The organism is Pseudoclavibacter sp. AY1F1 (assembly GCF_002931075.1).
Classification (GTDB): domain Bacteria; phylum Actinomycetota; class Actinomycetes; order Actinomycetales; family Microbacteriaceae; genus Pseudoclavibacter.
This window is the reverse complement of the sequence record NZ_PSTQ01000009.1, coordinates 138,792-154,112: the sequence shown is the minus strand read 5'-3', so window position 1 is coordinate 154,112 and position 15,321 is coordinate 138,792. Positions and strand designations below refer to the sequence as shown.

The 15,321-nt window shown below is 68.9% G+C and carries 10 protein-coding genes; 6 read left to right on the top strand and 4 right to left on the bottom strand.

The window, feature by feature from the left end:
• Positions 1 to 37: 37 nt before the first annotated feature.
• Together C5B85_RS13960 and C5B85_RS13955 are read right to left on the bottom strand one after the other, a co-directional pair.
• Positions 38 to 2,437, bottom strand: coding sequence for an ABC transporter ATP-binding protein (locus C5B85_RS13960; protein ID WP_104286615.1), 2,400 nt, complete (start codon positions 2,435 to 2,437; stop codon positions 38 to 40).
• Entirely contained in the window at positions 2,434 to 4,344 is a 1,911-nt protein-coding gene (locus C5B85_RS13955; RefSeq protein ID WP_146077967.1) for an ABC transporter ATP-binding protein, read from the bottom strand. Before C5B85_RS13955 ends, C5B85_RS13960 begins: the two co-directional genes overlap by 4 nt.
• An 85-nt stretch (positions 4,345 to 4,429) precedes the next feature.
• Between C5B85_RS13955 and C5B85_RS13950 the strand changes: the two genes are divergently transcribed.
• On the top strand, positions 4,430 to 5,215 hold the full coding sequence (locus tag C5B85_RS13950) for an AraC family transcriptional regulator (RefSeq protein ID WP_104286613.1): 786 nt from the start codon (positions 4,430 to 4,432) through the stop codon (positions 5,213 to 5,215).
• A 166-nt stretch (positions 5,216 to 5,381) separates the two neighbouring features.
• On the opposite strand, the gene C5B85_RS19240 is transcribed toward C5B85_RS13950, so the two are convergent.
• Entirely contained in the window at positions 5,382 to 6,302 is a 921-nt protein-coding gene (locus C5B85_RS19240; protein WP_181064444.1) for a hypothetical protein, read from the bottom strand.
• 181 nt (positions 6,303 to 6,483) lie between these two features.
• On the opposite strand from C5B85_RS19240, the gene C5B85_RS13940 reads away from it, so the two are divergent.
• The 5 genes from C5B85_RS13940 to C5B85_RS13920 are packed head-to-tail and all read left to right on the top strand — an operon-like array spanning position 6,484 to position 11,713.
• A complete protein-coding gene (locus C5B85_RS13940; protein WP_104286612.1) occupies positions 6,484 to 7,602 on the top strand; it encodes an ABC transporter substrate-binding protein in 1,119 nt (372 codons plus the stop codon).
• Positions 7,599 to 8,531: a siderophore-interacting protein gene (locus tag C5B85_RS13935; RefSeq protein WP_104286611.1), complete on the top strand. Its 933-nt coding sequence runs from the start codon at positions 7,599 to 7,601 to the stop codon at positions 8,529 to 8,531. The genes C5B85_RS13940 and C5B85_RS13935 overlap by 4 nt, the downstream gene beginning before the upstream one ends.
• Positions 8,532 to 8,538: 7 nt before the next feature.
• Positions 8,539 to 9,648, top strand: coding sequence for an iron ABC transporter permease (locus C5B85_RS13930; RefSeq protein WP_258070810.1), 1,110 nt, complete (start codon positions 8,539 to 8,541; stop codon positions 9,646 to 9,648).
• Complete coding sequence (locus C5B85_RS13925; protein WP_219819412.1) at positions 9,645 to 10,760, top strand: iron chelate uptake ABC transporter family permease subunit; 1,116 nt, start codon at positions 9,645 to 9,647, stop codon at positions 10,758 to 10,760. Before C5B85_RS13930 ends, C5B85_RS13925 begins: the two co-directional genes overlap by 4 nt.
• Positions 10,760 to 11,713 carry an ABC transporter ATP-binding protein gene (locus tag C5B85_RS13920; RefSeq protein WP_104286610.1) on the top strand — a complete coding sequence of 318 codons (954 nt, stop codon included), beginning with the start codon at positions 10,760 to 10,762 and terminating at the stop codon, positions 11,711 to 11,713. Before C5B85_RS13925 ends, C5B85_RS13920 begins: the two co-directional genes overlap by 1 nt.
• A 320-nt stretch (positions 11,714 to 12,033) precedes the next feature.
• Here the strand turns inward: C5B85_RS13920 and C5B85_RS13915 are convergent, their stop codons facing one another.
• On the bottom strand, positions 12,034 to 15,102 hold the full coding sequence (locus C5B85_RS13915) for a carbohydrate-binding protein (RefSeq protein WP_104286609.1): 3,069 nt from the start codon (positions 15,100 to 15,102) through the stop codon (positions 12,034 to 12,036).
• Positions 15,103 to 15,321 lie beyond the last annotated feature (219 nt).

Sequence of the window (15,321 nt, the reverse complement as noted above, 5' to 3'; positions counted from 1 at the left end):
GGCGCGGGCGCCGGCGTGCGCAGCAGAGAGGCGGCGCCTACGGGCGGGGTGCTAGCGGGGGACTGCCTCGCGATGCGCTCTCCCACGCGGCCCACAGGCGGGCGTATTCGCCGGAGAGCGCGACGAGCGCGTCGTGGGCGCCCTCCTCGACGACCTTTCCGGCTCGCATGACGACGATCCGGTCGGCGACGCGTGCCTGCGAGAGGCGATGCGCGACGACAACCGAGGTGCGACCGCGGGTCGCCGCCGTCAGCGCCTCATCGAGGCCAAGCGGGTCGTCGCCTCCGCCTTCCGCGGTCGCTTCGTCGAGAACCACGATCTCCGGGTCGCGCAGCAGCACCCGCGCGAGCGCAAGCTGTTGCGCGGCCGCCCCATCCAATGCGAGACCGGATGCTCCGACCCGGGTCTCGAGGCCGGCATCGAGCTCCAAGAACCAGTCGGCCCCGACGGCCCGCACAGCAGCCTCGAGCTGCTCGTCGCTTGCCGTCGGCGCGCCGAAGCGCAGGTTCTCGGCGATCGTCGCCGCGAACACGTGGATCTCCTGCGTGACAAGCACCACCTTCGCGTCGCGCTCGCGGTGTGCGGCGGGCTGCCCACCCACCGTCACTGAACCGCTCGTCGGGTCAAAGGCCCCGACGATGAGTTGCGCGAGGGTGCTCTTGCCAGACCCGCTCTCGCCGACAAGCGCCACGCGTTCACCGGGCGAGACGCTCAGGGTGACGTCGGTGAGCTGCATCCGCTCGCCGTCGTAGCTGAAGTCGACCGAATCGACTGAAATGGTTGGGACCGATGGCGACGTCTCTGGCGGCACCGCGGCGGGGGCTGACGAGGTCAGGCGACCGTCGCTGTCGCTCGTGCCGTGGCTGTCGCTCGCGCCCTGGCTGTCGCTCGCACCCTCCCTGTCGCTCGCACCCTCACGGTCGTTCTCACCCTCCCTGTCGCTCGCACCCTCACGGTCGTTCTCACCCTCCCTGTCGTTCTCACCCTCACCGTCGTTCTCACCCTCACGGTCGCTCCCACTTGCGCGGTCGTTCCCGCCGTGCCGTCCCGCGGCCACGACTCCCACGAGACGCGCAAGCCCGACCCCGGCGAGCTGCAGCTCGTCGATGCTCGACAGGAGCGACCCGATGGGCCCGAAGAGCGCGAGGAAGTAGAGTGCCGCCGCCGTGGCCCCGCCGATCGAGACGGCGCCGGCCTGCACCAGCCAGAAGCTGACGATCAGGATCGCCGCGACGCCCAGGTACTCGCCCGTGTTGAGGCGCCCGAAGAAGGTTGTGCGGATGCGCGCCGCCTCGTGCTGCAGGTCTATGGAACGCAGGCTGCGCGCATCCACCTCCGCAAGCTGATGCGCCTGGCGGCGGTGGGCGCGGATCGTGTCGGCGCCGCTGACGCCCTCGATGATGACCTGCCCGCGCTCCGCCTCCGCGACCCGCATCTCCGCGTAGACGGGGCGGGATCGGCGGATGAACGACCGCGTCGCGAGCACCTGCACAGGCACCGCGACAAGCGCGGCGAGCCCCAGCCACGGGTTGATGACGGCGATGCCGGCAAGCGACAGCACGATCATGAACGACGACTGCGTCACCGCGGGCAGCACGCCGGAGGCCGCCTCGGTCACCGATTCGACGTCGCCCGTCACGCGCGACACGATGTCCGACGAGTCGGAGCTCTCAGCCTGGCCCGCGCGCATCCCGAGCACGACGCTCATCGCGTCCTCTCGGAGTGCGCTCACGAGCTCCTGGACCAGCGCGACCAGGAGGCGGATGCCCGCGTAGGCGAGCAGCGCGGAGACGGTCGTCACGACCAGCAGCAGCACGCCGGGGACCATGAGGGCCGGCATGTCGGAGCCCGCAGTGACCAGGTCGACGAGCCAGCCCAGGAGGCGCGGAACGAGCAGCGTCGACGAGGACCCGCCGAGCAGGAGCATGACAACGGCCAAGATTCGGGCCCGGGATGCGCGCAGCCGGTCCGTGACGGCGCGCGCCGTCTCCCGTCCCGTCGCGATGGGTAGGATCGCGGGTTCTGGTCGTGCCGCCTTCAGCCTGGGCGCGGCGTCAGTCGCAGTCGCAGTCGCAGTCGCAGTTGCGGTTGCGGTTGCAGTTGCAGTGGCCGGTGCGGTGGATTCGGTGGATGCGGCGGGTGGGGCTGGCTCGGCGGGTGAGTTGGGCCCGATAGGCGAGTTGGGCTCGGCGCGCGAGTTGTGCCCAGCGGTCGCCTCGACCGCACCGGGCGAGGTGCGCTCGGCGGGTGAGTTAGGCCCGATGCGTGAGTTGTGCCCGGCGGTCGGGCTGGGCCCGACGGGTGAGTGGGGCCCGACGGGAGAGTTGGGTCCGCCGAGTGCGTTGGGCCCGGCGGGCGCGGTGACCGCAACGTGCGGGGGCGGCCCGGCGGGTACGGCGTCCGTGTCGTTCGGCGTGCTCGGGTTCACCGGTGTCATCGGCGTGCCAGCTCCTCATCGGCGGTGGTGCGCTCGTCGGCGGTGCGGGGCGAATCGGCGGCTGCGTCGCCCGCGTCCGCTGCGTCGCCTGCGTCCGCTGCATCGGCTGTTGCGCCACACGCTGCAGCGCCCATCGCGCCGCCCACCTCAACGACCCGGTCGCAGGCCGCGAGCAGCAGGGGGCTGCGAGTGACGAGCAGCGTGGTGATGGGATGCGCACGCAGCGACTCGGCGACGCGCGCCTCGGTTGCAGGGTCGAGCGCGGAGGCGGGCTCGTCGAGCACGAGCACCTTCGCTGGGCTCGCGAACGCGCGGGCCAGGAGGACGCGCTGGCGCTGGCCGCCGGAGAGCCGACGCCCGCGTTCGCCGAGCTGGCGATCCCAGCCGAGCGCGGAGACCTCCGTGAGAGCCGCGCGTTCGGCTGCGGATTCGAGGTGCGCCCCGGACACCGGCAGGCTGCTGCTGTCCGCCCGCACCCTGGCCCTGGCCGTTGCTCCTGCTCTCGCTCCGGTTCCGGTTCCGGCGCCCGCTCTCGCTCCGGTTCCTGTTCCTGCTCTTGCTCCCGCCCTTGTCCCGAACGTCGACTCGACCCCCACAAGCAGGTTCTCCTCGAGCGTCGCCGAGAAGACGGTCGCGTCGTGGGGTGGCGCGAAGACGAGGCGGCGGTAGGCGTCGGGGCCGATCGTGCGCGCATCCAGCCCCGCTACCGTCACCTCGCCGGCCTCGAGCGGCACCCGGAAGGCGAGTGTCGCCGCCAGGTTGCGCGCGGCCGCGGGCGTCGCCGGCTTGACGCCGACAAGCGAGCCGGGGGCGACGTCGACGACTTGGCCGTCGGGTGCCCGCCAAACGAACGACGCGGAGGAGCCAGTGGAAGCGCGCACCGCATCCACGAGCTCGTCCCCGCCGGCGTGCGTCTCCTCGACGGGTACGGCGTGCTCCTCGCCCAGCACCGCGACGATGCGGACCGCCGACGCGCGCTTATGGAGCCAATTCGACGCGAACGTGCCGACGTGCGCAAGCGAACCCTGCAGGTACTGGCCGAGCCCGACCACCGCGACGAGTTCGCCGAGCGTGATCTGCCCGAGGGAGGCGAGCGCCGCGGCGGAGAAGGCGAGGAACGCCAAGAACGCGCCGGACGCGATGCCGCTGACCGCTAGGTAGCGTTGGATGCCGCGGTTCGACGCGATCGCGCCGGTCTTCGCCTCGGCGCTCGCGTCGAGGTACCTGCGAGTGGCCTGCGGCTGCGCGCGGATGCCGCGGATGATGCGGAGCCCAGCGACGAGGTCGGTCGCGACGTCGCTTGCCGCGCTCGCGGAAGCCTGCTCGCGCGCACCCCGCGCCTCGATGGGCTTCGACGCGGCGTGCATGCCGACGAGGATCAGCAGCGACGCCACGAGCACCCCCACGCCGAGCGGAACCGAGATCGTGAGGAGAGCGACCGAAGAGACCAGGATCGCTGCCGCGCTCGCGCCTTGTTGCACAACCGACCACGAGACGCCCGCGACCCGGTAGCTGTCGGAGGTCGTGATCTGCAGCAGCTCGCCAGGGCTGCGTCGGCTCGTGACCCCGTTGGGATGCAGGACGCGCGTCAGCAGCGAGCGTCGCAGCTCCAGCTCGCCGTGACCGTAGATGCGCACCATGAGACGCGCCGCCCAGCGGTAGGAGAAGGAGAGCACGAGGAAATTCGCGAGCAGCACTGCAAGCCACAGCGCGAGCTGCGTGGCGTCGTTCGTGACGATGGCGCGGTCGATGATGACGCCGACCAGCACCGGCACAAGCGCCTCTGCGGCCTCGTGCACGACGTAGCCCAGGGTTGCGAGCGTGAGCCGCCAGCTGCGGCCCGACGCGAAGAGCGCGTCTCGCATGACGGATGCGGGGGTCGGGGGCAGGGGGTTCTCACGGGTCACCAGTCGATAGTAAGGTTCACCTAAGTCCCGTTAGTGATGCGTTCGGCCAACTTCTGTTGCGTTCCGGACAACCAGGAGATCCATCGTGTTCCAGGCGCTCGAACTCAGCCCAGGGCCTGCGACCGTCGAGGTCAGGCCGGCGGGCATCCCCGCACCCTTCCTCCTCACGACCGCCGTGCTGGTCGGCGCCAACCTCGGCGACCCCGAGCCGCACACGCATCCCGAGGGCATGATCATGTGGCCGTCAAGGGGCAGCATCGTCGTACTCGTCGAGGGGGCACTGCGCACGCTCGCCGTCGGCCAGGGCATCTGGGTGCCGCCCTTCACGCCCCACACGATGGAGGTCGACGCGTCGTCGACCGGATGCTGCACCTACTTCACGACCGAAGTCGCCCCCGACTGGCACTCGGTTGGGACCGTGCAGCTGGGCGCCGCGTTCCGCGAACTGCTGCTGCACCTCGCCGAGTCACCCATGGAGGTCGACCAGCGCTTGCGGGCGCAGACCGTCGTGATCGAGCTCCTGCCAGAGGCGACGAGCTACGTCGAGACCGTGCCAGTGCCCCGCGACGAGCGGCTCGCCCCGCTCGTGCGCCGCGTGCTGGGCGACCCGGCGGATGACCGTGGCGTCGAGGCGTGGGCGTGGCACCTTTCGCTCAGCGTCCGAACCATCGCCCGCATATTCGCGGCGGAGGTTGGCATGACCTTCTCGCACTGGCGCACCATGGTTCGCATGGCTGCCGCCGCCCGGATGCTCGCCGACGATCTCCCCGTCGGCACCGTCGCTGGCCGGGTCGGCTACGCCACGACAAGCGCGTTCAGCGCGGCCTTCCGCCGCGCCATGGGCTCGAAGCCGAGCGACTGGCGCCCCTAGCTGTACTGCTGAGGCATCGCCCGCCGGCTTTGGTCGAGCGGTCGGGTGGTCGAGCCCCGCCCGCCGGCCCACCCCTTCGTTTCGGGATGGCTTCCGCACTTCGGGATGGGTTGCAACCCATCCCGAAGTGTGGAACCCATCCGGAGACGAGTACCTGCGTCGGGCGTTAGGCGTCCGATGCGCGGCGCTCGGGGCCGGGCAGGAAGTGCATCTGCTCGAACCGCCCGTACTTGACGACAAGCGCTTCGACGAGGTCGCGCTGGTCCTCGTCGTCGATGCGGATCTGCGTGTGACCGTTGTACAGCAGGAGGTCGTGGGCGTTGGAGAAGATGAGCCGCTCCCAGCGGCTCGACCAGAGCCGGCGACCGCGCTCGTCGAACGCAACGAGCTCGTCATCCGTGAGCGTGACCATGGCGACGCCGTCGCTGCCGCGCACGATGAGTCCGACAGGGAACTCGCTCTTCTCGTACTCCTCGAAGTAGGCGTTGAAGCCGATGAGGGCGACCGGATGCACGGAGCGAAGTTCCCGGGAGACGCGAGACACCCGCAGTTGCCGCATCTCGGGGATCTTCTCGGGGGCATCCTCCGCACCCTTGACTTCGGGAGCGGCCTTGTCTTCGGGAGCGGCCTTGTCTTCGAGAGCGGCCTTGCCATCGGAGGCGGCCTTGTCTTCGAGAGCGGCCTTGCCATCGGAGGCGGCGTTGTCTTCGGGAGCGGCCTTGTCTTCGGTGGCGGTGTTGCCTTCCGCAGCTGCGTCCTGCTCCGCAGCTGCGTCCTGCTCCGCATTGGCAGTTTCGGCCGGCGACGGAGGCGATTCCTCGTCCTCGACGGGAATCGCGACGAGCGTGCCCGGCTTGTGCGTTTCGAGCCAGAGTTCCCAGAGGCGCTGCTCACTTGCCGGGAACGAGCCCGCCGAGGTGACGTACGGCTGGTCCTTGCCGATCACCCGGTGCGTGTACTGCCACACGGGCAGGCGCCGTTGGCGGGGGCGGACGCTGAGGTCGCCGAACACGATGATCGCGCCGATCGCGATGACCGCGAGCACGAAGATGACGAGCAGCCCCCCGAACAGCTCGTCTTGATTCACTCTCGAAGCGTAGCGCGGCGCGAAGCTGCCCTCGTGCCGTCACCTTCACAAGAGCGGTCGCCTGCCCTGGCAGGAACGCGATGCCGAGTGTCCGCGGAGCGATACGTCACATCCGTAAGCTCGGTGTGTTCTGAGGTTAGCCTTACCTCTAGCGTCTGCACTTCTGTCGAATGGAGCCACCTTGACCTCGACTGTCACCCGTCGCCCGTCCACCTCATCCCGGACCTCCACGTTCCCGTCGGCACACCGCCGCTGGACGGGAGCTGTCGCAGCCGCAACGGTTGCCGTGCTCGCCCTCGCGGGATGCGCATCCGGTGACGCCGCTGCAGCGGACGGTGTGACGGCGACTGCAGCCGAAGAGGGAGCCCTGCCCGTGACGATGGAGCACGCCTTCGGCGAGACGACGATCACCGAGGCGCCCGAGCGGGTCGTGACGATCGGCTGGGCGACGCAGGACGTCGTCGCCGCGTTCGGCACGATCCCCGTCGGAATCCCCGAAACGTGGGGCGGCGACGAAGAAGGCTACTCGCCCTGGTTCCGCGCCGAGGTCGAAGAGCTCGGCGGCACGATGCCGGCGATCCTGAACTACAACGACGCGGGCGACCTCGACTTCGAGCAGGTGCTCGCCCTCGAGCCCGACGTGATCCTCGCCCCGCACTCCGGCCTCACCGAGGTCGAGTACAACCGCCTCACCGAGATCGCCCCGACGGTCGCGTACCCCGAGAAGCCGTGGGCTTCCGAGTCGTGGCAGTCGCTTGTCGAGATCGTCGGCGACAGCCTCGGCCAGCCAGCGAAAGCCGACGAGATCATCGCCGAGACGCAGGGGCAACTCGACGCCGTCAAGGAGGAGAACCCCCGGTTCGCCGACACGACCTTCGCCTACGGCCTCACACTCAGCGACGGCGCGACGGAAGCCGGCATCTACATTCCGAGCGACCTGCGCGTGCAGTTCCTCACCGAGCTCGGCCTGCAGAACACGCCAGCCATGGACACCGTGCTCGGCACGGTCGAGGGTGACAACTGGTACGGCGCGGTGAGCCTCGAAGAGCTCGACACGATCCCCGCCGACATCTTCGTCGCCTGGTCGAACAGCCAGGAAGAGCTCGACTACGCGCTCAACCACCCGACGTTCAAGCTGTGGGAGCCCATCGCGACCGGCCACTACCTCTTCCTCGAGAGCGAGCCCCTCGCGATGGCCACGAATGCGCCGACGCCCCTCTCCATCCCGTGGGCCATCGACGAGTTCGTTCCCATGCTCAACTCGGCCATCGACGGCAACGGCGTCGGAGGCGCAGAATGACCTACCGCACCGCATCCGGAACTGAAGCGACCGGGTACGAGGAACGCATCCACCGGGCCGTCGTGACGGGCGTCAAGCAGCTCGGGCCCGGGATGATCCGCGTCACGCTCGGCGGCGACGATCTGCACGACTACCCCACGACGGGGATCGGCGACGAGTACGTGCGCCTCTTCTTCCCGGACGAGGCGCACCTCGAACCGCGCCTGCCGTTCGTCTCCGGCCGCGGCTGGGACTACGAAGAGGGCGTCGAGCCATCGCAGATGCGCACGTACACGATCCGCGACCACAGGCCGGGCGAGATCGACATCGACTTCGTGATCCACGAGGGTGGCATCGCGAGCACGTGGGTGCTCGGCGCGAAGCCGGGCTACGTGCTCGGCATCAACCCGCCGCGCGACCTGTACGCGCTTCCAGAGGGCGTCACGAAGCAGGTGCTCATCTGCGATGAGCCCGCCCTCCCCGCCGCCCTGCGGGTGGCCGAGCTGACGCCGGACGTCGAGACGGAGATCGTCTGCGAGATCCGGGATGCGGGCTACGAGCTGTTCCCGTCGGTTGACCTCAAGGCGGCGAACTGGGTGCGCGGTTCCGGCAACGGTCACCGCCCGAGCCGCCTCGTCGAGACCGTCAAGCGCCTCGACATCCCGAGCGACGGCAGCGTCTACGTGTGGGTCGCCGGGGAGACGCGCGTGACCCGCGAGGTGCGCAGCCACCTCCGCCACACGCTCGGTCTGCCCGGCTCCGCCTACAAGGTCGTCGGCTATTGGACCTACGAGGTCGAAGCCTGGACGGCAAAGTGGGAGGCGCTCGACGAGTCCATCAAGCAGCAGATCATGGACCTCTACGGAGAGACCGAGGACGGCGAGCCCGAGATGGACGAGGAAGCCCGCATCGACGAGGTCTTCCGCATCTACGCCTCGGTCGGACTCTAGTCGCGTCGTGGTCGCAGTCACCACGGCGGGTTCCACCTCTGCCGGTTCCACCTCGGTCGGTTCCGCGCCGGCGGGCGCTCGCGGGAGAGAAGCGGATGTTCGCGGCAGCGGCCTGGCGAGCAGCAACGCGAAGCGCACCCTGGCCCTGGTCATCGCCCTCGTGGTGCTGGCCGGAACGGTTGCGCTGAGCATCTTCGTGGGCGCCCGCGCCATATCGCCCGAGGTCGTCTGGGAGAGTGTCTTCGGTTCGCGAGCGACGGAGGAGCACGTCATGGTGCTCGAACTGCGCATTCCGCGCACCATCGTGGGGCTCGTCGTCGGTCCAGCGCTCGGCCTGTGCGGCGCCCTCATCCAGGCGTTCACCCGGAACCCGCTCGCCGACCCCGGCATCCTCGGCGTCAACGCCGGCGCGAGCTTCGTCGTGACGCTCGCGGTCGGGATCTTCGGCTTCACGGCGCCCGGACAGTACGTGTGGTTCGCGCTCATCGGGGCGTTCCTTGCGACCATGCTCGTCTACGCCATGGGCTCGGTCGGCGGTGGCACGGCGACGCCCCTGACCCTGACGCTCGCCGGTGTCGCGATCAGCGCCGTGCTCGGCGGGTTCACCTCGGCGATCGTGCTCAAGAACATCGACGCTCTCAACGTCACGCGTTTCTGGGGCGTCGGGTCGATCGGCGGCAGGTCGATGGAAGTGGTGCTGACCTGCCTGCCTCTCATCGTCCTCGGCGTGCTGATCGCGCTGTACTGCGCCCGCTCCCTCAACGCCCTCTCTCTGGGCGACGAGCTCGCAGCCTCGCTCGGCGTGCGCATCCGCTCGACCCGCATTCTTGTTGTCATTGCCGTGACGCTGCTCGCGGGCACGGCTGTCGCCATCGCGGGCCCGATCGGCTTCGTCGGCCTCATGGTGCCCCACGTCGTGCGCTGGTTCGTCGGCCCCGACCAGCGTTGGATCATCGTCATGTCGATCGTCATGTCGCCGATCCTCCTCCTTGCCGCCGACATTCTCGGCCGCATCGTGCTGCCCTCCGGCGAGCTGCGAGTCGGACTCGTGACGGCCATCATCGGCGCCCCCGTGCTCATCGGGCTCGTGCGCCGCAAGAAGGTGAGCGGGCTGTGACGGCGACGCGCGAGGACCGCCCCTTGCTCGCATCCGGAACCCTGCCCGGGCGTCCGGAGCGGCGCAGCATCAACTTCGGCGACCACACCTACGCGGTGCGCATCGGCCGCTTCTCCAACCTGCACCGCCGACGCGAGGTCATCGTCTGCGGCGCAGTCATCGTCGTCGAGCTGGCTCTCGGTATCGTCTCGCTCGGCTACGGCACGCTCGCCCTCTCTCCCGGGGAGGTGCTCGCGGCGCTCTTCGACCCCGATGCCACGCGGGCGCACCGACTCGTGGTGTTCGAGTGGCGCCTCCCGCGCTTCCTGTTCGCCGTGCTTGCCGGCCTCGCGCTCGGGGCTAGCGGCGCGATCTTCCAGTCGATAACCCGAAACCCGCTCGGCTCCCCCGACATCATCGGCTTCTCGACTGGTTCCTACACGGGCGCCATCATCGTGATGCTCTGGATCGGCTCGACCTCTTACTACGCGATTGGGGCGGGCGCTCTGCTGGGCGGGGCCGCCGTAGCGTTGGCCGTCTACCTGCTCGCGTATAGGAAGGGACTGCGGCCGTTCCGCCTCATCATCGTGGGCATCGGGGCGAGCGCGATGCTCGCCTCCGTGAATGCGCTCATGATGATGAAGGTGAGCCCAGAGCAGGCGATGCTCGCTGCCGTCTGGGGCTCGGGCTCGCTGAGCGCCCTCGGCTACGCGCAGCTGCTGCCCGCCACGATCATCTTCGTTGCGCTGATCATCGGATGCGGCTTCCTCGGCCGTCCGCTCGCGGCGCTCGAGGTCGGCGACGACGCGGCGCTCTCGCTGGGGGTGCACGCGAACCGGACGCGAGCCTTCTCGACGCTCATCGGCGTCGCCCTCACGGCGCTCGTCACGGCCGCGGCCGGCCCCATCGCGTTCATCTCGCTCGCCGCGCCGCAGATCGCAAGGCGCCTCACCAACGGGGCGAGCCTGCAGCTCCTCCCGTCCGCGCTGGTCGGCGCGCTCCTCCTGGTGGCGGCCGACCTCGTCGCGCAGATGGTCGACCTCCCCGTCGGGGTGCTCACCGTGTGCGTCGGCGGCATCTACCTCGCCTGGCTGCTTGTCCACGAGCAGACCATGAAGAAGGGACGTCAGTGATGACGATCAAAGCTCACACAGTTCCGGGCAACACGCAGGCGAAGCCGTCCGCGTCTGCATCTGCATCTGCATCCGCATCTGCATCTGCATCCGCTGAGCGTGCAGTCGGTGCTGCCAGTGCCTCCGTCTTCTCCGGTACCTCCGGTACCTCCAACGCCCCCGGCATCGCCGGTTTACAGGCACGTTCCGTGCACGTCGGCTACGACGAGCAGCGAATCATCGAGGGCCTCGACTTCGAAGTGCCCGCCCACTCGTTCACGGTCATCATCGGGCCGAACGCGTGCGGCAAATCGACGCTGCTGAAGGCCCTCGCGCGCCTCCTGAAGCCGAGCGACGGCAGCGTGCTGCTCGACGGCACCGACATCTTCACCCTCAAGACGAAGGACGTCGCGAAGCGCCTCGGCCTCCTGCCTCAGACGTCGCTCGCGCCGGAGGGCATCCGCGTCGCCGACCTCGTCGCGCGCGGTCGGTTCCCGCACCAGGGCATGTTCGACCGGTGGTCGGAGGCCGACGAGCGCGCCGTGAGCGAGGCGATGGCGGCGACGCGAGTGGATGCACTGTCCTCGCGCTTCGTGGACGAGCTGTCCGGCGGCCAGCGGCAGCGCGTGTGGGTTGCCATGGCGCTCGCGCAGGAGGCGCCCGTGCTGCTGCTCGACGAGCCGACGACGTTCCTCGACATCTCGCACCAGTACGAGCTGCTCGAGTTGTTCCGGCGGCTCCGCGGAGAGGGGCGCACGCTCGTCGCGGTGCTGCACGACCTCAACCAGGCGGCCCGCTTCGCGACGCACCTCGTGGTCATGCGCGACGGTGAGATCGTCGCGCAGGGCAAACCAGGCGAGGTGCTCACGGCGGAGCTCGTCGAGGACGTCTTCTCGCTGCCCTGCCGCATCATCGACGACCCCGAGACGGGCACGCCCCTCGTGATCCCGCGCGAAGGGGTGTGGGCGGAGTAGGGGCCAGCTTTTCCGCTCCTCTGGCTTCGCCTCTCCGCCTCCGCGTTCCTCTGGCTCCGCCTCTCCGCCTCCGCGTTCCTCTGGCTCCGCCTCCGCGCCCCTCTGCCTCCGCCTCCGCGCCTTCCCCTCCTCTGCAGACCTGGGCTTTGCGCATCTACTTCGCGCACGTTGGCTGCAGAAGCCCCAGGTCTGAGCCGGCTCCTTTGCAGACCCGGGGACTGCGCATCCGCGTGGCGAGAAATGGATGCGCAAGGCCGAGGTTTGCGACGACGACGACGGCGGCCGGCTGGAACGCCGACCGCCGTCGCTGATTCCCACGCTTACTTCAGTTCGCTCCCCTCGTGAGTTGCGCGTCGCTTCCGAAGCGCGAACACGATGGCTCCGCCGAGAAGAAGCAGCAAGGCCAGGGAGATCGGCAGCCCGACGGATGCACCCGTCGTCGCGAGCGGGCCGCCGTTGCCGTTGCCGACTGCGTCGCCGTCGGACCCGCTTGACCCGCTTGACCCGCTGCCGCTGCCCGGCTCTGTCCCGCCCGGCTCCGTCGCGCCCGGCTCCGTCACCGCAGGCTCGCTTGCACCTGGCTGAGTCGCACCTGGCTCGCTCACTTCTGGCTCAGTAGCCCCCGGCTCGGTCTCGCCAGGTTCAGGGGTTTGCGTCGGTGGCGCCGTTGTCGGTACCGGCTCGATCTCGACGGCTTCCGTCGTCGGGGTGCCGATCACGAACGGTGCGATGACGACGCGGTCGACGTTTGGTGCCCAGGCGTCGGTGTTGCCGAACTCGAGGGCTCCCCCGCTCGTGGTGAGGGTGATGGGAATCGTGCGCTCCCAGAAGCTCTCCCACGAGTACGTGTACCGGAAGTGCGCGCTCGCCGCGGTCTCAGCTGAACCTGCCTCCGTCACCGTCAGCTGGCGGTCGACGACCTGAGGGTTGTAGTCATGCTCACCAGACGTCTCCGCGTTGGCGTAGTGCACCACCACGTTGTAGTCGCCCGGGGCGGTGAACCCGTCCTGGCGTTCGACCGTGAACGTGTTGCTTGGGCTGTTGCCGACGTTCCCGACGTAGGCGCCGCCGGAGGCGTTGCTGCCGGAGTCCGCGCCGATCGTCGTGATGCCGGCCTCGCCGCCGAGCTGGGCGTCCTCGGCTTCGATGCTGATCTCGGCAGAGTCCGCGTCGCTGACTCTGGTGGACGTGATCTGCTTGAGCAGCACGCCCTCGGGTGAGCGCAACTCGATCTCGTTGATGCCCTCGGAGAGATGGATGCGGGCGGTCGACTCCCAGTGCCCTGCCTCGTCTGCGCTCAGGGTCGTCGCTGGCCTGCCGTTGACGTCGACCTGCAGCGAGGATGCTCCCGTGGTGGCGTATTCGAACGCGAGGTCCGCGTATCCGCTCTCCCAGGCGTGCACGTAGGCGTCGGCTCGCTGATCGGCGCCGGCGATGGCGCCGTAGCCGCGGGTCCGCTCACCGTCGTACGTGACGGATGCGCCCCCGTAGTAGCGAAGTGTGCTCGCCGGGTAGGTCGTCGGCTCGCCGTCGGTCACGTCGGTGAGGAGGAACTTGTCGAGCGTGATGTCGGAGCCGGGCAGCACGTTGCTGCCGTCTTCGCTGGCACGCAGCGAGAGCACGTGCTCTCCTGCCGTCAGGCTCACCGTGACCTCGGTGCTGCCCCGGTACTGCCAGCGGCTGGTCTCGTTGAGGGCCAGGTCTGCCGTGTACTGGACGGTTTCGGCGAACGCGTCGTCGACGAAGAGGGCGTGTCTGCCGGGGGAGCCCGGGGTCGCGCCGATCACCTGGAAGCGGTACTCGCCGTCGCGCGGGACCTCGAGCGTCCAGTCGGCCTTCGAGCCTGCGTTGTTGAACGAGCCGACGTCGTAGCCGCCGGAGGCCAGGAACTTCCAGCCCCCACCTGCGGTCGGGTCCTGCGCGTAGACGTTGGCCGAAGAGAGTGCAGTGTCTTCCGCCTCGATGCTCGAGGTCCACGCCGAGTCAGCGGCGACCGTTCGCGACTGCGAGGGCGTGATGACGACCTGGTAGGCGGCGTAGCGGTCGTAGGTGGCGACGTCGAGCTCGAGCGCGCCGGCGTCGAGTGAGACGCCTTCGATGGCGTCGATGACGCGCGGGGCGCCGGCGAAGCCCTCGGCTCCGGTCAGAGCGACCTCGCGAACCTCGACGTCGACGTTCGACCCGAAGGTGCCCTCATCGAGGCCCGTCAGGTCGAGGCGCACGTCCTCGTTGGTGCCGCCGAACAGCACCGTCGCGCGCTTGTTCTCGTCGTCGACGGCGCCGATTCCCTGCAGGGTATCCGCGACATTCAGGCGAGGGGGAGTCACCTGCACGGTGTCGCTGCCCTCGAGGTCGCCGTACCACTTGAACATCCACCAGCCGGCGTTGGCGCCGTTGGGGCGCGCGCTGTTGTCGGAGAAGTTGCCCGCGTAGTTCCAGTACGCGGTCTGCGCGTCGACCTTCTCGTCCTCGAACATCGAGAACCACTGGATGAGCTGACCGGGCACGCCCATGTCGCGGAGCATTCCGTACTCGGTGATGTTGATGGGGAGCGGGTCGAGTCCGCGCTCGGTTTCCATGGCGCGGTACTCGGCGAGGTGGCCGCGGAACGAGCCGAGGTTGTTGATGCCGAGTTCGTGCCAGATGAAGATGTCGGGAACGACATCGTTCTCAATGGTGAAGTCGAGGAAATCTGCGGTGCGCTCCGGATTCCAGTGGCCGTCTCCGGGGCCGCCGATCGTGGCGGGGCCGAGCCCGTTGCGGGCGTAGACCTCTTGGATTTTGTCGTGGACGGCCTTCCAGTCGTCGAGGAAGATGTCCTTGTACTTGCCCCAGTCGTTGTACCAGTTACCGAGGTCGGGCTCGTTGAACGGCTTGTGGACGTAGCTTTCCGGATCGTTGGCCTGTGTGGCCACCGCTTCCGTCACGATCTCGACGACCTCGAGGTAGTCCCAGACTCCGTTGGGTTCTTCCGTGTAGCTGCCGTCTGCGAGGTTGTAGGTGCGGTCGTCGTCGGGGCGCTGCCCGCCGTTGTAGGCCCAATCCGGGTAGTAGTCCTGCGTGTAGACGTAGAGATCCTGGCCGTGCTTGTCGAAGAAGCCGCCCTCGATCTTCAGCGCGTCGCCGCTCGGGTGCTGGGTTCCGTACGGGGCTTTCTGTGACGTGTTGGTGATGTGGGCGCCGTTGATGAGCGCCCGTGTCGGGGCGCCTTCGTCGCCGAATCCGTAGAGCGTGCCTGAGGCGCCTCCGCGGAACGCGCCGGTGCGGTCGGAGAAGTCCACCGCAAGCGTTTGTGTCGGGTTCGCGGCCATCGCGGCTGGTGCGGAGATTCCTCCCGCGACGACCGCAAGCGCGGTTGCCGCGACGAGTATTCGTGTGGCTTTCGCCATTGCATCCTCTTCCTCGTTGAAGTGATGGTCCCGCGCCTCTTGTGGGGGTCCGGGGGAGCGCGAGACCCGGGTCATTCCGCACTTATGATAGCGCTTTCAGGCTTCTGGGCAAGTGGCAAGGCCAGCAAAACACCGGATCCGGTCACAAGACGTCAGGAAATTGATATCGCTTTCAGATTGCCCCTTGCGTGATCCTGAAACCGCTATCAGAATGGAGCA

What these genes read in the sequence shown, in the direction of transcription:
- C5B85_RS13960 (WP_104286615.1), bottom strand. Translation starts at nt 2,437, where the DNA reads ATGACACCGGTGAACCCGAGCACGCCGAACGACACGGACGCCGTACCC.
- C5B85_RS13935 (WP_104286611.1), top strand. Translation starts at nt 7,599, where the DNA reads ATGACCTACCGCACCGCATCCGGAACTGAAGCGACCGGGTACGAGGAA.
- C5B85_RS13920 (WP_104286610.1), top strand. Translation starts at nt 10,760, where the DNA reads ATGACGATCAAAGCTCACACAGTTCCGGGCAACACGCAGGCGAAGCCG.
- C5B85_RS13915 (WP_104286609.1), bottom strand. Translation starts at nt 15,102, where the DNA reads ATGGCGAAAGCCACACGAATACTCGTCGCGGCAACCGCGCTTGCGGTC.